At 33.5% G+C, this 19,165-nt stretch carries 20 protein-coding genes and 1 pseudogene; 16 read left to right on the top strand and 5 right to left on the bottom strand.

The window, feature by feature from the left end:
* Nucleotides 1–177: 177 nt before the first annotated feature.
* Nucleotides 178–1,488 carry a phytoene desaturase family protein gene (locus EUC40_RS14235; protein ID WP_156575751.1) on the top strand — a complete coding sequence of 437 codons (1,311 nt, stop codon included), beginning with the start codon at nt 178–180 and terminating at the stop codon, nt 1,486–1,488.
* A complete protein-coding gene (locus EUC40_RS14230) occupies nt 1,466–2,332 on the top strand; it encodes a sigma-70 family RNA polymerase sigma factor (protein WP_156575750.1) in 867 nt (288 codons plus the stop codon). Before EUC40_RS14235 ends, EUC40_RS14230 begins: the two co-directional genes overlap by 23 nt.
* A gap of 34 nt (nt 2,333–2,366) precedes the next feature.
* On the opposite strand, the gene EUC40_RS26970 is transcribed toward EUC40_RS14230, so the two are convergent.
* Nucleotides 2,367–2,525, bottom strand: a complete 159-nt coding sequence (locus EUC40_RS26970) for a hypothetical protein (RefSeq protein WP_071712245.1) — start codon at nt 2,523–2,525, stop codon at nt 2,367–2,369.
* Between the two features lie 306 nt (nt 2,526–2,831).
* Between EUC40_RS26970 and EUC40_RS14225 the strand changes: the two genes are divergently transcribed.
* The 4 genes from EUC40_RS14225 (at nt 2,832) to EUC40_RS14210 (ending at nt 6,948) form a co-directional block, all read left to right on the top strand.
* Nucleotides 2,832–3,425: an O-methyltransferase gene (locus EUC40_RS14225; RefSeq protein WP_156575749.1), complete on the top strand. Its 594-nt coding sequence runs from the start codon at nt 2,832–2,834 to the stop codon at nt 3,423–3,425.
* Nucleotides 3,426–3,737: 312 nt separating this feature from the next.
* Nucleotides 3,738–4,850 (top strand): toxic anion resistance protein, encoded by a 1,113-nt coding sequence (locus tag EUC40_RS14220; RefSeq protein ID WP_156575748.1) that lies wholly within the window; start codon nt 3,738–3,740, stop codon nt 4,848–4,850.
* 24 nt (nt 4,851–4,874) lie between these two features.
* Nucleotides 4,875–5,708, top strand: a complete 834-nt coding sequence (locus EUC40_RS14215) for a DUF3974 domain-containing protein (protein ID WP_098663404.1) — start codon at nt 4,875–4,877, stop codon at nt 5,706–5,708.
* 277 nt (nt 5,709–5,985) lie between these two features.
* Complete coding sequence (locus EUC40_RS14210) at nt 5,986–6,948, top strand: hypothetical protein (RefSeq protein ID WP_244322163.1); 963 nt, start codon at nt 5,986–5,988, stop codon at nt 6,946–6,948.
* Nucleotides 6,949–7,015: 67 nt separating this feature from the next.
* On the opposite strand, the gene EUC40_RS14205 is transcribed toward EUC40_RS14210, so the two are convergent.
* Entirely contained in the window at nt 7,016–8,575 is a 1,560-nt protein-coding gene (locus tag EUC40_RS14205; RefSeq protein WP_156575747.1) for a glycoside hydrolase family 10-like protein, read from the bottom strand.
* Nucleotides 8,576–8,801: 226 nt separating this feature from the next.
* Between EUC40_RS14205 and EUC40_RS14200 the strand changes: the two genes are divergently transcribed.
* From EUC40_RS14200 to tdcB, 8 genes are all read left to right on the top strand, one after another.
* Nucleotides 8,802–9,107, top strand: coding sequence for a PTS sugar transporter subunit IIB (locus tag EUC40_RS14200; RefSeq protein WP_000865910.1), 306 nt, complete (start codon nt 8,802–8,804; stop codon nt 9,105–9,107).
* An 11-nt stretch (nt 9,108–9,118) separates the two neighbouring features.
* Nucleotides 9,119–10,402, top strand: a complete 1,284-nt coding sequence (locus EUC40_RS14195; protein ID WP_156575746.1) for a PTS sugar transporter subunit IIC — start codon at nt 9,119–9,121, stop codon at nt 10,400–10,402.
* A 78-nt stretch (nt 10,403–10,480) separates the two neighbouring features.
* Entirely contained in the window at nt 10,481–10,747 is a 267-nt protein-coding gene (locus tag EUC40_RS14190) for a hypothetical protein (RefSeq protein WP_071712242.1), read from the top strand.
* Nucleotides 10,748–10,769: 22 nt separating this feature from the next.
* Entirely contained in the window at nt 10,770–11,921 is a 1,152-nt protein-coding gene (gene anmK / locus EUC40_RS14185) for an anhydro-N-acetylmuramic acid kinase AnmK (RefSeq protein ID WP_156575745.1), read from the top strand.
* 18 nt (nt 11,922–11,939) lie between these two features.
* A complete protein-coding gene (locus EUC40_RS14180) occupies nt 11,940–12,833 on the top strand; it encodes a BadF/BadG/BcrA/BcrD ATPase family protein (RefSeq protein WP_156575744.1) in 894 nt (297 codons plus the stop codon).
* A gap of 132 nt (nt 12,834–12,965) precedes the next feature.
* Nucleotides 12,966–13,514, top strand: a complete 549-nt coding sequence (plsY, locus tag EUC40_RS14175) for a glycerol-3-phosphate 1-O-acyltransferase PlsY (RefSeq protein ID WP_156575743.1) — start codon at nt 12,966–12,968, stop codon at nt 13,512–13,514.
* Between the two features lie 68 nt (nt 13,515–13,582).
* Nucleotides 13,583–15,166: an aminotransferase class V-fold PLP-dependent enzyme gene (locus tag EUC40_RS14170; RefSeq protein WP_156575742.1), complete on the top strand. Its 1,584-nt coding sequence runs from the start codon at nt 13,583–13,585 to the stop codon at nt 15,164–15,166.
* A gap of 86 nt (nt 15,167–15,252) precedes the next feature.
* Entirely contained in the window at nt 15,253–16,254 is a 1,002-nt protein-coding gene (gene tdcB, locus EUC40_RS14165) for a bifunctional threonine ammonia-lyase/L-serine ammonia-lyase TdcB (RefSeq protein ID WP_156575741.1), read from the top strand.
* Between the two features lie 62 nt (nt 16,255–16,316).
* Here the strand turns inward: tdcB and EUC40_RS14160 are convergent.
* Together EUC40_RS14160 and EUC40_RS26965 are read right to left on the bottom strand one after the other, a co-directional pair.
* Nucleotides 16,317–16,647: pseudogene (locus EUC40_RS14160) on the bottom strand (YkvA family protein).
* A 238-nt stretch (nt 16,648–16,885) separates the two neighbouring features.
* A complete protein-coding gene (locus EUC40_RS26965) occupies nt 16,886–17,023 on the bottom strand; it encodes a hypothetical protein (protein ID WP_167520151.1) in 138 nt (45 codons plus the stop codon).
* 167 nt (nt 17,024–17,190) lie between these two features.
* On the opposite strand from EUC40_RS26965, the gene EUC40_RS14155 reads away from it, so the two are divergent.
* Together EUC40_RS14155 and EUC40_RS14150 are read left to right on the top strand one after the other, a co-directional pair.
* Nucleotides 17,191–17,451, top strand: coding sequence for a hypothetical protein (locus tag EUC40_RS14155; RefSeq protein ID WP_071712235.1), 261 nt, complete (start codon nt 17,191–17,193; stop codon nt 17,449–17,451).
* A 173-nt stretch (nt 17,452–17,624) separates the two neighbouring features.
* Complete coding sequence (locus EUC40_RS14150) at nt 17,625–18,311, top strand: MBL fold metallo-hydrolase (RefSeq protein ID WP_156575739.1); 687 nt, start codon at nt 17,625–17,627, stop codon at nt 18,309–18,311.
* 44 nt (nt 18,312–18,355) lie between these two features.
* On the opposite strand, the gene EUC40_RS14145 is transcribed toward EUC40_RS14150, so the two are convergent.
* Nucleotides 18,356–19,144 carry a hypothetical protein gene (locus EUC40_RS14145; RefSeq protein WP_156575738.1) on the bottom strand — a complete coding sequence of 263 codons (789 nt, stop codon included), beginning with the start codon at nt 19,142–19,144 and terminating at the stop codon, nt 18,356–18,358.
* Between the last annotated feature and the right edge of the window lie 21 nt (nt 19,145–19,165).

Raw genomic sequence — 19,165 nt, 5'->3', positions numbered from 1 at the left:
TACAATTCCAGAAAAGGTTCACGAACACTTTCTGGAATATAAATTAGTTTTAAGCCACTGTTTGACAGGTGATACTGCAATAAAGTGGTTAGGAAAAATAAATTATGTGTAACGGAATGTCACATCCCTCCTTAATCGTTCGTCTCGTATGTAGAACGGATAAGGAGGGATTTTATTATGAAAAATTTTGATGTAGCAATTATTGGTGGTGGGCTTGCTGGATTAACAGCATCTATATATTTAGCGAAAGCTGGAAGGAAAGTTATTGTATTAGAAAAGTCCAGTCACTTAGGTGGTCGAGGGATGACTATAAATAAAAATGGCATTTGTATGAATCTTGGTGCACATGCTTTATATAGAGGCGGGGCAGCGTTTATAGCTTTTAATGAACTAGGTATGAATCTTCCAGGTGGAATCCCATCTACAAAAGCACACGGAATATGGAAAGGGGATATTTTCACCATCCCAACAGATTTTCGCTCTATTTTATCAACGCCGTTACTTTCATGGTCTGCAAAAGTACAGTTCTCTCGTCTTATGATTCAGTTAGGGAATTTAGATGTAGGAAAAATTCCTAAAATGAGTCTAACTACATGGGCAGAAAATGAAATTAAAGATCCAATGGTTCGAAATATATTTTATGCATTATGCCGAACAACAACATATACGTATGCTCCAACAATACAATTAGCATCTTCAGTACTAAAGCAAATACAGCTTTCTATGAAAGAAGGAGTACTTTATGTAGATGGTGGTTGGGAGACGATAATAACAAATTTAAGGGATATAGCGAATACGAATGGTGTGCAATTTCTGACTAAAAAGCATGTTTTGAAAATAGAGCATTGTGAAGGGAAACAAAGAATATACTGTTTTGACGATGAAGTATTTGAAACAGATGCAGTCATTGTAACAATTTCACCGAAAGAGGCTTGTAAAATGATAAAAGGTGCTGAAGGAACAAGTTTGCAAAAATGGAGTGAACAATCTATACCAGTGACCGTGGCAGCGTTAGATATTGGTTTAAAACAATTGCCGAATCCTTTGCATCATTTTGCATTGGGATTAGATCAACCTATATTTTTTACGAATCAATCAAGAGCAGCTAAATTAAGTGAAGATGGATCAATTGCAGTGAGTTTAATTAAGTATCATAATCCTGTGTTAGAGATGAATCATATTTATGAAGATAAAGAACAGTTAGAAAATACGATGGAATTGTTACATCCAAATTGGAAAAGGGAAGTTGTTGCAAGGCAATATTTACCGAAAATAACGGTAGTACATGATTTTCCTCATATTGACCGTGTTGAAAAACCGGGCCCTAATATACCAGAAATGCCAGGTGTTTACGTTGCAGGAGATTGGGCAGGGCATGATGAAATATTAGCTGATGCTGCGGTAGCAAGCGGAAAACGTGCAGCCTTACACATTTTAAAGCAATCCGAAAGTGGGGCAGTTTATCATGGAAACGGAGCAATTATATGAAACGTATCAATCATTATTATTTTCGTTAGCATACCGAATCCTTGGGAGTGTTATGGATGCTGAGGATATCGTCCATGATGTATTTATATCGCTTAATAATTTGGAGGATGTTCAATCTATAGAAAATATGAAAGCATATTTATGTAAAATGGTAACCAATCGCTCAATTGATAAATTACGTTCAGCAGCACATAAACGTAACGTATATGTCGGAATGTGGTTACCAGAGCCATTTGTGGAAGAGAGTGATGACCCATCAGAGTCCTTTGTAATGAAAGAATCAATTTCTACGGCATATTTATTACTTTTACAACAATTGTCTGAGGTAGAGAGGGTTGTCTTCATATTAAGAGAGGTTTTCGGTTATGACTACGAAGAAATCGCTTCGATTGTTGATAAGAGTAGTGTGAATTGCAGAAAGATCTTTCAACGTGCACGAAAAAGCATTTTGGAGAAACCGAAGGAATCACAATTAAGCACAAAGAAAATGGCTGCTTATGTTGAAAAGTTTGTATCTTCCTTACAGTGTGGAGATGCACAAGGTATGTTAGAAGTATTAAAAACAGATGCGATATTCAAATCAGATGGTGGCGGTAAAGTTACAACGGCTATTAATCCGATTTATTCTGCGGATAAAATTATACGTTTGCTCTTTGGAATTGCAAAACGATTGACAGAGGAGTATACAGTTGAATTCAAAAAGGTAAATGGTACACCAGGAGTTATAGTTTCAATAAATAATAAAGTGACTTATGTACTTTCATTTACATTTGACGATGAGAAAATTTCAAACATTTATATGATGGTTAATCCTGAAAAACTTATGCATTTAAATATAAAATAAAGACGCATTTCAACTGAAATGCGTCTTTATTTTATTACTTTTCTAACATTTCAAGAGGTACATCTTTTTCGCCGGCTACCTCAAATTTAATTTCCCCGTCTTCTTCATAAATACGTGTAATAATCGGTATAGTAATCATTAATTGTTTATGCTGCTTTCGTTTTCTAGCAGCATCTAAGCTAATCACGTTCATAAGTAAGCATCCTTTCCTCTAAGAAATATATAAACAAAAGAAAATGCGTCCGAAAAGGGCGCTTAATTGAATTTGAAATACCGATTCATTTAAATGGGGTTTATATTATTTTATAACTGCAATTTCAATGTGAAATAATATGAATGGAATAATTGCACGTAGAAATTAACTTTACCAAAAAACGAAACAATATGCTATAAAAAATTATAAATCTTTGTCATATAACGGGAAAAAGGTTTTTGTTTCGCATATAATAAAAAGTAGACGGGCAGCAAGAGCTTTTTCATCATATTGCTTGGAAAGGTGATGAAAAGAATGGATACTTTAGATTCATTATTATTGCAACTTGAACAATATGGAGAAGAGCATGATCGGAATAAAAGAATACGGGAAGAAAAATTAAGGAATGTTTCTCGTGAGATGGGGCAATTTTTATCGATTTTAGTTAAAGGGAGTAATGCAAAAAACGTTTTAGAAATTGGAACTTCTAATGGCTATTCTACACTTTGGATAGCAAGTGCGGTAGAAGAAACTAATGGAAATGTAACAACTGTCGAGCTTTCTTCGGAACGAGTAGGAGAGGCACTTGTAAATTTTGAAAAGGCAAATCTTTTACAAAGAATCGATGTTCATAATCAAGAAGCGGGGGCATTTTTAGATGCACAATTAGATCATTCATTTGATTTTATTTTCCTAGATTCAGAGCGAACACAATATATGTGGTGGCTTGAGCATATTAAACGTATGTTACAACCAAAAGGCCTTCTTGTTGTCGATAATGCAACTTCTCATGCGAGTGAATTAGCTGAGTTTATAAAAATGATCGAAGAAGATGATACATTTGAAACAGTGTTATTAGCGTTTCAAAAGGGAGCATTTGTAGCGCGCAAGAATAAATAGAAGGGAACGTAATATAAGTATCACATTGAAATCGGATAGATGTCAAAAGATGAGCACTGCATAAGGGTAAGAACGCAAATTATATAGGTAACATACGAAGAATCCGTCTTCAGCATGTTGTTCTCTAGGTCTTAAGTCTGAGGAAAATTATGTTGATTACAGGTATACTTATAGTAAGAAACAGGGAATGACTGCATAAACAGGCATTTCTAAAAAATCGATTTCAAGCAGTCAGAATGTATATGAAATACGATATAATAGATGAAATATAGTGCATATAAATTCGCACATATAAATAAAGGAGCGATTTTGTTGACTGAACTCGAGAAAAAAGAACCTGTATCGATTGTGAAAGACAATAATGTAGAGGTAGTAGTAGATACAGTTATAAAAGATGAAGAACTAGAAGAACTGAATAAAGAAGCTGATCTTTATGTACAAAAGTTAAATAGCGAGCAAAATACAGATTTATCAAAAGTATTGTCTCAGCTAGGAGATTTAGGGGATAAAGAGCAACAAGCAGCAGGACAAACGTTATCAGCGTTAAAACGTCCTGTAACAGCGATGATAAATGGGAAAAATGAAGAAATTCCAAATACATTGTTAGAGTTACGAAAAGTAGTATCTGAATTAGATCCAAACTCATTAAAAGCAAGTGGTATGAAAAAAATAATGTTTAAAGTATTTAAGAAAAACCCTCTTGAAACATACGTGCATAAATATCAATCTATAGATAAGCAAATCGAGGAGATTATAAGATCACTTTTAATTGGCCGTGATAACTTACAAGAAGATACAGTTGGTCTTGAGATGCTTAAGGAGCAATCGCACGATAAAATTCACGCTCTTGATAAACAAGTATACTTAGGGAAAAAGCTTGCCGGCATGCTCGAAGCTGAGAAGCAAAATCCAGAGCGTCAAAGAGATATTCCATTAATTAATGATGCATTAGAAAAGATACTTGTACGTACACGTAATATGCAGCAAGCGAAAAGTGTATTATTACAATCTATCGCATCTGTAGACATCATTAAGAAAAATAACGAAAAATTAACAGAAGCAATTCGTAATGCAATTACGATGACGCAAAACGTTGTAACAGTTTCAGCTGCTATCCAACTGGCATTAACAAATCAACGTAAAACAATTGATGCTGTAAATGCGACAAATGAAGCAATTGAATCAATGGTATTAAGTAACTCACAAGCTTTAAAACAAAATACAGAAGAAACAACAAAACTTCTTGAAAATCCTGCAATTAGTATGGATAAATTACGTGAATCATTCCAAAACGTATTCGCTGCGATTGAAGCTTCTGAGAAATCATCAGAACGTATTATCGAGTCAAGTAAGAAGTTTGTTATTGAACTAGACACATTTAACGATGAGATGAAGCAGAAACTCATTCAGCGTCCAAGGAAATAGCAGATTATTAGAGGAGGTGAAAAAATGAGTTTCATTCAAACAGTACTAGTACTGTTAGGTACATTACTTTTAATCGCATTTACTGTCGTTGTATTAGTTGTATATTTCGGACGAAAACTGTATTTTTCATGGACGAAACCATATAAAAGAGCACACGATTCTTTAGATAAGTTGTCGAATAAATCATTACCGTTTCTACAAGAATTTACACAACATCCACTCTTTTATCGCTGGATTCGTACGGAAGGGAAGAAAGAACAGCATACATTAAATACTCTTTTCTGTGCATCAGGACAACGTACGAGAGAGCAAGTTTTCTCAATGTTACCGAAAGAAAAGCAGAAAAAAGTACATGTAATGGCAAAAACAACAAAAAAGCTTACAAATGAAGATATCGACTTAGCAACTATGAAAGTGAAAGATTTCTTAAGACAAGAATCACAACAAACAGTAAAACCGACAGACCTATCGTTTTATAAATTGTATTTTTATGATCGATATCCAGATGCACTAAATACAATTCAAGCGTATAAACGTTCAATAAATCCTTCATTACAAAAAACGGTTGATGATATTACAATCTCAGTATTAAATGCACTGCCGTACTATCAAGAGCAGCGTATGTTTGAACAACAACATAAACTTGAAACGTTCTTAATGAAAGATTTAACAGCGATGTTATCTTTAGTTGTACAATTACCACCATCACAACGACCAGAAAAAGAAGAAGAATTAAAAATCTACTTGCAAAATTTCCAAAAAGAACTGGAAGAAGTAGAGCGAGATATTCGCGATGCCATTGATCATGATTTGAATGTGAAGATGAGAGCAGCGACTGAGAAGTTTAAAAATAAGTAGGAGAGATTCTCTTAAAAAAGCTGATAAATATAGCTTTTTTAAGGGGTCTCTTTTTATTTTGATAAAAATTATAGTTTAATCAGAAATTGCGGAATTAGTTGAAGTATTAATAAGTAAGTAAAAGACTTTTAATATGACATTATTATTGCTATACTGACAAATGTTGAAAATGTAAGATTCCAAAAAAAAGTGTTTTTATATAAAAATATCCAAAGTCATGTATAGATAACTAGTTTGGGTCTTATGAAATACATAAGTAGAGGAGTACATTTAAATAGTGGATACTTTGTTAATGTTTATTGGGATGATTGCTTTAATTGGAGCGATAGTATTTTTTATTGCTATGATAGGGACGTTAGTTATAAAGAAATATCGTTCACGCTTGAAAAAATTTGCTATTATTTTTGGTTCATGTTTATCGGTATTTATAGTTTCATTAACTTTAAGTCATATCTTTTATCCAATAACTGTGGAACAACAAGCTGAAATGGATAAAAAAGCGGAAGAAAAGAAGCGATTAGCAGCTAAAAAAGAAGATGAAAAGAAAGCGGAAAAAGAAAAACTAGAGGAAGAAAAAAATGCTGAAAAGGCGAAAAAAGAACAAGAGAAGAAATTAGCAGCTGAGGAAAAGGAAAAAGAAAAAGCTGAAAAAGAAGCAGCCGAAAAAGCAGAGGAAGAAAAAAAGATTAAACAAAAGGAAGAATCAGATAGGTTAAAAGAAGAGGAAGAAAAGAAGAAGGTAGAAGAAGAGAAACAGAAGAAAGAAGAAGAAGCAAAGAAAAAGGCAGAAGAAGAGCAACGTAAGCAAGAAGAGGAAGTGAAAAAGAAAGCTGAAGCGGAGGCACGCAAGGTAGAAACACAACAAAAAGTATTGGAATCAAATTATAGATCAGCATATGCTACTCATAGTAAAAAACTTACAGATTCTTTAAATCAGACGGGTAATCTATTAATTAATAATAAGATTGGGAATGAAGAATGGACGATTAAATTAGCTGCTAGCTTAATCATGTTACAAGATGTAACTGAAAATCCACCAAATGTTCAGGTACCTGATAAATTTAAAGAAGTTAATAGTTTATATATGCAGGCTTTAGAGAAATTTAATCAGTCTGCGAAATTAACTCCAGAAGCTTTAGATGAGGGAAACACAAATAAAATGCAAAAAGCTACGAATTTAATGAATGATGGCGGAGAAATACTTAAAAGTGCTAACACTTTATTAAAAGAAATTATGTAGTTTAGTATTTAAATGATAGTATGAAAACTACCTATTCATAAAAGAATAGGTAGTTTTTTGTTGTATACTATTTTGCTTTTATAGTGGTCTTACTAGATGCAACACTTTCATTGTGCAATCGATCAACCGCAGTTACTACATACGTATACGTCTCTCCAGAAATAACTGTTTTATCTACATAAATTTCTCCAAGTTTTATTTTTCTTACAGTAGTAAGTAAATTTTTCGGATTTTTTATATCCACTTCATTTTTTCCATTCACGCGGTAAATGGCATAATAAGCAGTATCATTCTCTCTATCATCAATGATACCTACAGCAATACCTCCCTCTCTTGGAATAGCACCTTTTAAAGTAGGTTGTTTTGGTGGTTCATGATCAAGCCAAGGCATAGGCGGGATTAATGCAGGATGTTTATATATGTCTTTTGCGAGTCTATCTTTTACTCCTAGTGGGTTGTTATTAATATCTTTTAAGCTAAAATGCATACTTCCTTTTATTTCTGGATATAGCCGGTTTAATGTAATTTGTTTTGGATATTCTTCAGGATCAGACCAAGCAGGGACAAAGTTATTATTAATTTTATAAGCCGCCTGACCGATGTATAGGTGGATCGGTTTATTATTTGTTTCTTTTACCCACCAATCTACTAATATGTCATATGCAGCTGGTGTGAAACCAATATTCCAGTAAATTTGCGGTGTAATGTAATCTATATATCCTTTTTGTATCCACTCACGTGTATCAGCGTAAAGGTCATCATAGTTTCTTTGACCTGCGGTTGTGTTAGAACCAGTCGGATCGTCGGCTATATTTCGCCATACGCCAAACGGACTTATGCCAAACTTTACGTATGATTTTTCTTGTTTAATAGCAGTATTTAAACCTTTGACAAGTTCATTTACATTGTCACGTCGCCAATCCTCTATATTTGTAAAGCTACCGTTATTATATGTTTCGTACGTTTTTTGATCGGGGAATTGTTCGCCCGCTACTTTATATGGATAAAAATAATCATCCATATGAAGGGCATCAATGTCATAATTTTGCACGATCTCTAAAGCACCTTCTGTTATAAATTTTTTCACTTCTGGAATACCGGGATTGTAATATAACTTTCCGCCATATGGTACAACCCAATCGGGATGTTGTCTTGCAGGGTGATTGTCTGATAATCGATTTATATCAGTATGATTCATCGTTATTCGGTATGGGTTAATCCATGCGTGGAATTCTATATTTCTTTTATGTGCTTCTTCAACCATAAATGCGAGTGGGTCGTTTCCAGGGTCTTTTCCTTGTGTACCCGTAATGTATTCAGACCAAGGACCGTATTTGGAAGGATAAAAAGCATCAGCAGTTGGTTTAATTTGTACAACCACTGCATTCATACCAGTGTTTTTTACATCGTCTAGCAATCTAATAAATTCTTGTTTCTGCTTTTCAATAGGTAAGCTAGTTTTTGAGGGCCAATCAATATTAAGAACAGATGCGATCCATACAGCACGTAATTCGTGTTTTTTGGACGTAGTATTTACTTCAGCGTAAGTAGAGTGAGGGGAAATGAAAGAGAAAGGAATAAAAAAGATGACGATACAACATATCATTAATAAACGTTTCATGATCATTTATACGCCTCCTTATTATATGGTTAACTAAAATAATATCCGAGATGAGGTTGTTCTGACAATTGAGAAAAATAAATATTGAAACATTAATTTAATAGGAAAAATATTTTTGGTGAAATTTACTTTCATCACAACTAAATTCTTTCACTACTTCATATGCTTGTTAGTAAAGTGAAACTTTCTTTCATTTGAAGGAAACAATTTATAAGTATAGGAGGATTCAATAATGAAGGTTTTATTCGTTTGTTCTGGAGGAATGTCCAGCGCAATTGTTGTAAACGCTTTAAAAAAAGAAGCGGAGAAAAATGGTGTGAACATGGAAGTGCATGCAATTGGAACAAGTGAGGTAGAGGAAGAAGTAAAGAATGGTTGGGATGTTGTAATGGTTGCACCTCAAATTAGACATCGATTTGATTCAGTAAAAAAATTTGCAGAAGAGGAGTCTGTTCCTTGCGGTATCATACCGCCGCAAGCATACACACCGCTTGGTGGACCAACATTATTGAAAACTGTAAATGAATTAATGAGTTAGGGGGAAGCGTTATGAATAAGTTTGTCACGTTTCTTGATAAAAATTTATCTGGACCGATGGCAAGGCTTTCTGAACAGAGGCATTTACAAGCAATTCGAGATGGAGTTATTTCGGCGTTACCATTTATTATCGTAGGAAGTTTCTTTTTAATAGTAGCATTTCCACCATTACCGAAAGATAGTTTCATATCAGTGTGGGCATTAAAGAATCAAACAAGTATATTAATACCATATCGGTTAACGATGTTTATTATGTCTTTATATATAGCATTTGGAATAGGATATAATTTAGCGAAAAGTTATAAGTTAGATGCTTTATCAGGAGCACAGCTTGCAGTATGTTCACTGCTATTAACATTAACGCCTGAATTAATTGATAAAAAAGGATTTATGCTTCCAATGACAAATCTCGGAGGTCATGGATTATTCGTGACGATGATTGTTTCCATTTTATCAGTGGAGATTTTAAGGTTTTGTAAGAAGAAAAACGTCACAATCAAAATGCCAGAACAAGTGCCACCATCAGTATCTCGTTCGTTTGAAGCACTTATACCTGCCGCTTTCGTTATTATCATTATGAGTCTTATTACTGTCGTTTTTAAAGTGGATGTACATTACGTTGTAGATAAATTAGCCGCACCGTTAGTAAAAGCTGGTGACAGTTACTTTGGCGTTATTATACCCGTATTTTTAATTACGTTTTTCTGGTCTTTCGGAATACATGGTGTATCTGTTGTAGGAACAGTGGCGAGACCGCTTTGGGATGTATATTTAGGAAAGAATGGTGAAGCTGTGGCAAGTGGTGCGAGTCACTTTCCATTCATTGCACCGGAGCCGTTTTATCAATGGTTTATATGGATTGGTGGTTCGGGAGCAACGTTAGGGCTTGTGTTAGCTATGATCGTATTTGGTCGATCAAAATATTCGAAAGCATTATCGAGAACCTGTATTGTGCCTGGAATTTTTAACATTAACGAACCGGTTATTTTCGGTTTACCGATTGTATTGAATCCAATTTTAATTATTCCTTTCGTTATTACACCGCTAGTAACAGCTACGATAGCGTATGCTGCAACTACAATGGGACTTGTAACACCAACTCATATAATGCCGCCGTGGACATTACCAGCCCCAATAGGCGCTTATTTAGCTACAGGAGGAGATTGGCGTGCAGTTGTATTAGTTTTAATAAATATAGCAATATCATTCCTTATTTATTTACCATTCTTTAAAATGTACGACAAAAATATGCTTGAAATTGAAAAGAATGGTGACGGAGAATCTGTTAATTCGTAAGTTTTATGTTTTATTTTTTAGTGATAGGCATTTTGCCTATCACTTCTTTCACATGAAATCCAGAGAGGGTGAAATGGGATGCATATAAAATTTAGTTATAAAGGTGTATTTTTATTATTATTTGGAGTAATATGTGCGAATTTACTTTTTGTACCCTTATTAAGAATGCTTAATCTATCACAAATGCATAGTATATGGCTCGTTACAAGCATTGCGGCAAGTATTTTACTTACTGTAGTTGTTTCTTTCATTGATGGCTCGTTTGCATCAAAAGCTCAGTTGTGTTTTCGATTTATATTATTTTCAGTTGGTTGTACGTTTTTCACTTACATGATTGTTTTTTAGTAAATAGGAGGTCATGCATGTTATGTATATTGCAGGGATAATGTCCGGTACTTCATTAGATGGAATAGATGTAGCGCTCGTTCATATAGAAGGGAGTGGTGTAAAGTCTAAGGTCGAACTTCTACATTTTACTACTGTTCTATTTTGTGATGAGATAAAAAAGGAAATACAACAATCATTATCGATAGAAAGTTCAAATGTCCAACTCATATGCAGTTTAAATTTTAAGCTTGGTTTATGTTTTGCCAATGCTGTAAAGGAAGTTTGTAAAGAGGCCAATTTTTCTTTGGAACAGTTAGATTTAATAGGTTCTCATGGACAAACGATTTATCATCAACCAAAGCAAGATGGTAATATGATACCGTCCACATTGCAAATTGGGGAACCAGCAGTAATAGCATACGAAACGAACACGGCAGTTATCTCTAATTTTCGAACGATGGATATGGCAGCAGGGGGACAAGGTGCACCACTTGTGCCGTATTCAGAGGTCATTTTGTATCGTCATCAAACTAAAAATAGACTACTACAAAATATTGGCGGGATCGGTAATGTTACAGTGATTCCAAGTAAAAGAAGTAATGAGAGTGTAATTGCTTTTGATACTGGTCCAGGGAGTATGGTAATTGATGAAGTATGTCAAAGGTTATTTCAGTTGCCGTATGATCAAAATGGTGAGATTGCAAAACAGGGAGTAGTTGTAGATGAAATTTTGACATATTGTATGAATCATCCATTTTTGAACTTGAAACCACCAAAATCAACAGGTAGAGAACAATTTGGAAAAGAGTTTGTAAGTGAATTATTAAAACGATTTGAAAAGTATAGTAAAGAAAGTATATTGACCACTGTCACGATGTTTACAGCAAGTTCAATTGTTCATCATTATAAGGAGTTTATTTTGCCGTATTATGAAATCAATGAGGTGATTTTAGGGGGTGGCGGCAGTTATAATCGTACCCTTGTTGAAATGGTGCGAAATGGATTGAAGGAAGAAAAGTGCGCAATATTCAACCAAGAAGATATAGGCTATTCTTCAGAGGCGAAAGAAGCAATTGCCTTTGCAATTTTAGCGAACGAAACGCATCATCGTAATCCGAGTAATGTGCCAAGTGCAACGGGTGCAAAGCAATCTGTAGTTTTAGGGAATACAACATTCCCTCCAATAAGATGATGAAAATGAGGCGAACATATGAAGTATATGATTGGAGTAGACGGCGGGGGAACAAAGACAGAAGCAATTGCATTTGATAAAGACGGAAACGAACTTGTAAGAGCTACAAGTGGATTTGGAAACATATTAATAGATTTTGAAGAAGCGCTTTTTCATATTATGGAGGCGATTGATCAATGTCAAAAAGGTTTATTAAATGGATATTGCGTTTGTATTTGTTTAGGATTAGCAGGTGTAGGTGGAGCACATACGAATGAATTAACAGAACGTCTAAAAAAGAAGTACGGAACACAAATTGAAATTTTTAATGACGCAATGGTTGCACATACAGCTGCTTTACAAGGAAAGGATGGAATTTTAACAATTGGCGGCACAGGCGCGATTTGTCTAGGAAAGAAAGGAGAAGTGTACGAGTATAGCGGTGGATGGGGACATATTTTAGGTGATGAAGGAAGTGGATATTGGATTGCGTTGCAAGGTTTAAAGAGAATAGCAAATCAATTTGATCAAGGAATTCCACTTTGCCCATTAAGCTTAAGTATTCAAGATCAGTTTCAACTTTTGACATCGTCTCACATAAAAAGTCTAGTATATAGCTCTTCAAAAGACAAAGTTGCAGCAATTGCACCATTCATTATTGAGGAAGCGAGAAATGGGAATGATGACGCACATGAAATTATGATGCAAGCTGGAAAAGAATTAGCAAGAATTACAGTAGATATTTATAACAAGATGCAGTTTGATTTATCCACTCCAATTGCAGTAAGTGGCAGCATATTGCGTTTCGTTCCTGAAATATACGATGAATTTAAGAAATGCTGTGAGAAGAGTATAGGAGAAGTTACATTTATATCACAATCAGCAGTGAAAGGAACATATCATTTAATGAAGGGTTTATATTTTAAAAAATAGAAGCATGAGAATTTTTGTATGATTTGTAAAAATATGATGTTAAAATGTATAAAGGGATGTAGATAAAAAAGTACAATATATATAGTCATTGAATATTGTATATGTATTCCCATATAGAAAGTGAATGATTACATGATTAATAGTATGCAGTTTTTATATTTGGTGGCTTCTTATTTATTTGGCAACATATTGACCGCGTATATAGTAACAAAGTGGAGACATAACGTTGATATTAGAGATGAAGGAAGCGGAAATCCTGGTGCAAGAAATATGGGGCGCGTATATGGAAAAGGATATTTCATCGCTACATTTTTAGGTGATGCAATTAAAGGGGCGATTGTAGTTTCTATTGCAAAATACCTTTTTGAAGATTCTACATTTGTAATGTTAGCTTTACTGGCTGTTTTACTTGGACATATCTATCCAATTTTATTTAAAGGCAAGGGCGGTAAAGGCATTTCGACATTTATTGGAGGACTAATCGCATTTGATTATTTGATAGCGCTTACTCTTGTTGCTGTTTTTATTATTTTTTATTTAATCTTTAAAGGATTTACGAAGCCAGGTTTAATTACAATCGCTTGTTTGCCAGTTTGCATGATTTTGTATTCATACTCTATTGTTACGACTATTTTAAGTGCTCTCATAATTGTACTTATTTTATATGTAAACCGAGAATGAAATGAACTTTTAATAAGTGGGGTTAATCTCCACTTATCATTTTATTAAATACACAAAGGAGATAAAACATGGGGTTAATTTATAAAGTGGCTGATCAAGCTTGGGAATTTGAAAGTATACATAAATTGAATTATAAAACATTTGTAGAAGAAATTCCGCAACATGAAGAAACGAAAGAGCGTGTTCGTATTGATCGTTTTCATGAAGAAAATACATATTTAATTTGTTTAGATAATGATAAGTTAGTAGGTATGGTTGCATTGCGAGGAAAACGACCATTCTCGTTAGATTATAAAATTTCAAATCTAGATTTTTATTTGCAAGAATATGGAGAAAATGTATATGAAATTCGTTTACTTTCAGTAGAGCGTGAATATCGAAATGGGAGAGCGCTGTTAGGATTAATTCGTTTTCTACATCGTTATCTGCTTCTAAATGGATATGAATTGGCACTCATTTCTGCTACAACACGCGAACTACCTTTATATGAGCAAATGGGATTCAAACCTTTCCATACGTTAGTAGGTACAGAAGAAGCTGCTTTTCAGCCCATGTATGTAACACCTGCTATGTTTGAACAATCTAGTGTGGGAAGCATTATGATGAAAGAATATACGTTTTTACCTGGCCCAGTAGATATTGAAGAGCATGTTCAAAAGGCTTTTGCTACGAAGCCTATTTCTCATCGTTCTAAGTCATTTCAAGTGACGATAGGTAATGTAAAGAAACGATTACTTCAGATGACAAAAGCAAAGCGTGTACAAATAATGTTAGGAACAGGGACATTAGCGAATGATGCAATTGCTTTACAATTACGTTCTTTAAAAGGAAAAGGACTAGTATTAACAAATGGGGAATTTGGTAATAGATTAGTTGGACACGCAAAACGCGCGCAATTACATTTTGATACGTATAAAAAAGAAATGGGAGAACCGTTTATTTATACAGAATTAGAAAAAATAGTGGAAACTGGAAATTATGAATGGCTTTGGTTCGTTCACCATGAAACATCAACTGGAATGTTAAATAATTTAGAAGAGCTAAATGCTCTTTGTAACACGCATCAAATGAAACTATGTGTAGATTGTATTAGTTCGATTGGAGCAATACCGATAGATTTAAAGGCTGTGTATTTTGCAAGCGGTGTTAGTGGAAAGGCAATTAAATCGTTTACTGGAGTATCTTTCGTTTTTCATAATCACAATGTGAAAGTAAACGAGACATTACCGGCCTATATGGACATTGGTATGTACGAAGAAAATGAAAGCATTCCATATTCTCATTCGTGGAATTTAATTTATGCTTTGCAAGAAGCATTGAAGAGATTTGAGGATGAAAAAGTATATGTGAAAATTAAAGAGACATATGATTATATGGAAGAAGCTATTATTAGTATAGGATTAAAACTTGTTTCACCTAAAGAACATGCCGCGCCAATTATACTTACTATTGTATTAAGCGAAGGTCTCTCTTCTAAAGCAGTAGGAGATGCGTTAGCGTTACAAGGATATATTGTCCATTATGAATCAGCGTATTCACAAAAGAATAATTGGATCCAAATTGCATGCCTAAATCATTATAAAGAGCGTGATATGAAGAGGATGTTGAATTGTTTGCAAATGTGTGTATTACAGAGCGGGGTTCATATATAAAGAATTGTCTTTAACATAGATGGTTTCGTATAAAGGAGCTGCGACTTACGAAAACTTAGGAATAGAACATTAGAAGAGGTGTTAATATGATAACTAAAAAACTACCATTACATATAGCAGACATTAAAAAAGCTCAAAACATTTTAGACAGAAATGCCCGTAAAACGCCATTAGTAAAATCTTTTTATTTGACTAGTAAAACAGGTGGAGAAATTCACTTGAAATTAGAAAATATGCAATTAACGGGTTCTTTTAAATTCCGTGGCGCATTTAATAAAATGTCACAGCTTACAGACGAAGAAAAAGAAAGAGGAGTTATTGCATGTTCAGCAGGTAATCATGCGCAAGGAATTGCTTTATCTGCTCATTTACTCGGTATTAAGAGTAAAATTGTTATGCCGATTTCTGCACCTCAGGCGAAAGTTGATGCAACTAAAGGATATGGATCTGAAGTAGTTTTACATGGTGAAACCTTTGATGATGCGAAAGCAAAATGTGAAGAGATTATTAGGGAAACAGGTGAAACATACTTACATCCATATGACGATGTAGAAGTAATGGCTGGTCAAGGTACAATAGGATTAGATATTCTTGATGATATGTGGGATGTTGATACTGTCATTGTACCAATTGGTGGCGGCGGGATTATTTCTGGTATTGCTGTTGCATTAAAATCTTTTAATCCATCCATTAATATAATTGGTGTCCAAGCAGACAATGTTCATGGGATGAAGGCATCTTATGACAAAGGCACAATTGTAGAACATTATGAGGCACCTACTATAGCAGATGGTTGTGCGGTTAAAATACCAGGAAATTTAACTTTTGAAGTTGTAAAAGAATTAGTAGATGATATTGTAACAGTATCAGAAAAAGAGCTAGAAGTAGCGATGAAAGACTTATTACAACGCGGGAAAGCTGTTGTAGAAGGTGCAGGCGCACTAGCTACTGCTGCACTTCTTGCAAGAAAAGTTGATAGTTATATAAAAGGAAAAAAAGTAGTAGCTGTTATATCTGGTGGGAACGTAGACTTACAGCGCATATCAAGTGTATGTGAGCACTTTTTTGTCGCTAATGAAGTGAAATAGTATTTATAAACATTAATTTTATGAAAGAAGAGCTAAGAGAAATTATCTTAGCTCTTTTTTTATTATGCTTGTGTGGAAGTAAATAATGACTCCATTTTCAATTTACTCTTTTCTCGAATTTTAGCAATTGCTATAGCGCATAACATATTTATGCGCTATAGCAATTGCTAAAACATCATCTAATAAGCCAATCCCAATAATAGCAGCTATATCTGGAATGAAATCGATTGTTAATACGTAATAAGATAAAGCGGCTAATATTATGAATTTCGCTTTAGTAGGTAATTCTTTCTTTTTCATTGTATAGAATAAAATAATACTTTCATATACGCTGGATTTACCGAGGTTTACAGAGCTTTTTTTGAACTTTTTCCAAAGTGTCTGTTTCTCCATATAAACACTCCTTTTATAAAAACATAGATTTTTTAAAAGGATGGACAAAGAAGTGAGAGATTAATCAATTTTATTGTTTTTCTTAATTATATACTTCCATAAAAATAGGGGAATACCTGTTCAAAATAATATAATGTGGATTATTTTGAACAATGTTCCGTTACATAGTATGTGTTCGTTCCAAGTAAAGGGACTACGCAGGTAACGTTTGGTGGTAATACGTATTAAAGTTCATTTTTTACATTAATCTCTGCTGTAATTCTTGAATAGCCCCTTTACTCGCTGGTGATTCATAAGCTTCTAATGTAATTCTGGTATTAATTGCAAGATTAGCCACTTCATCTAGCATTTCAGGTGTTAATTTGTTTTGAACCATTTTTCCCTCTCTTTTCTCCCGTCTTCTTGAAAGTTGTCACTTCGGTGATGGCCTTTTTATTTTCTCAAATGAAGCCGACGAGTTTGAGTTTTAGAATTTTATCGTGGTATTATTTATGTAACAAGGGGATGTTGTAAGAAAAAATACAATTTGAGGGGAAGATGAGAATGGGGATTTATAACTATGAAGCGAAAGAGGATTTGCAAGTAGGGGAAGTTTGTTTAGAACGAGATATTTATGAAATTATTAATTTTTATAAGAAAGGGTCAATAGTTTTATGTGATTCAGTATCTCGTTTCAGTGCGAATTCAGACAGGATGTTTGAAGTGATAAATAGGATAGAAACATATATGCATAAAAATGAAGACTATACATATCAGGTTTCGGATAGACCCAATTTGATTTATGTAGTTGAGCAGGTAAGATAAGGAAGTATCCATAACGGGTGCTTTTTTCTTTGTTATATAGAAATGACATATTAAACGTGGATTTGAACTAAATGGATATTTGGATGCAAATTATTTGTTGATATGTATAGTAAAATGTATGTGTATGATTTAGTTATTATTATGCATTTTATAAGCGGTATGGGGGAAGAAAAATGAAAATAATAGAACTACCAATTGAATTCGAATTTAACGGGCAAAAACAATGTATTTATCCAAGTTTAATTATATTACATAATGAATTAGCGTTAGTCGATACAGGATATCCAAGTTTTTTACCCTTAATTGAAAATGCAATATTAAAACATGGATATGAGATGAAAAACTTAAAAAATATAATTATTACCCATTATGATGACGATCATATAGGATCTTTATATGATTTCAAAGTGAAATATCCTCACATTAATATTATTGCTAGTGAAGTTGAATCCCACTACATTAATGGTGATATAAAATCAGAGAGATTAGTTCAAGCTGAAGAAATGTTAGAACGTATGCCAAATGAAGAAAAAGAATTTGGTAAATGGTTTATACAACAGTTAAAAAATATAAAACATATTTCCGTCGATGAAAAAGTACATGATGGTCAAATGATTTTGAATAATGAATGTCAAGTAGTGGAAACGCCAGGACATACTTCGGGGCATATTTCATTATATTTTCCGAATTTAGACTGTGTAATTACAGGAGATGCAGCGGTTCAAGAGAATCGAGAGTTAGTTATAGCTAATCCGAATTTTTGTTTAGATATAGAAAGGGCGGAACAGTCTTTAAATAGGATTAAAAGTCTTAAAGCAGCGCAGTATTATTGCTATCATGGAGGGAATTTCAATATATAAAATAATAAAAAACCGATCTTTCTTATATAGAAAAGATCGGTTTTTTAATTCATAGATTCTGCAATTTGAAGTAAATCCTTTACGTTATATTTTCCTTGTATATAGCGTTTGTTACCAATTGCAATTGTATATTGAAAACCATTCTGCTGAAAGATAAGCTTATATGCTGAATCAAAATGAGGATTATATAATGCTTTTATATTATTTTTTAAGGTGTAGAACTTAGCTCCCCTAAGTACATAGAAGCCTAATTTGTTTTGAACTGGTGAAACAGTGATTTTAAAAATCCCATTAATATCTTCATTGTAGTATTGGAGGTTTAAGTAATCGTTATAGATGTACCCTTGAAATTCGTGAATTTCGAACGGGAATTTTGTAGGAGTAAGTATATGTTCCTTACGCTTCATTTCATATTCTTTTACGATAGTAGCTTCTTTCATAAGTGGATTCCCATCATAAATTTGATTCATTTGAGATATTTTATTATTTTTTGTTACTATTTCTAAAATGAAACCGATAGTAAATTCATCATTAGTGCCTTTGAAATAAGAAATAAGAATTGTGGTATCTTCTTTTGGAGATGGTACTATTTTAATTTCATGAATAGGTTTTTCCTTTTGGAAAGTAGGTAGTTCAACTCCTTCTGTTACATATGACTGCATTAATTTTTTATCATTTTTGAGTAAGGCATGTTTGAATGCACTTATTACATCTGTTTGAGGTTTCGCCATAATAATTGTGGTGGATTGAAAATATAATAAGATAAATATGCAAAAAATTTTTATGAATGTAGTGGTCAATTTTATCACCCTATAACTATATTTCCGTAACATTGAAATATATATGTATAGGAG

The organism is Bacillus luti (genome assembly GCF_009739945.1).
GTDB lineage: Bacteria > Bacillota > Bacilli > Bacillales > Bacillaceae_G > Bacillus_A > Bacillus_A luti.
The sequence above is the reverse complement of the archived record's forward strand: the minus strand, read 5'-3'. Positions and strand labels throughout refer to the sequence as shown.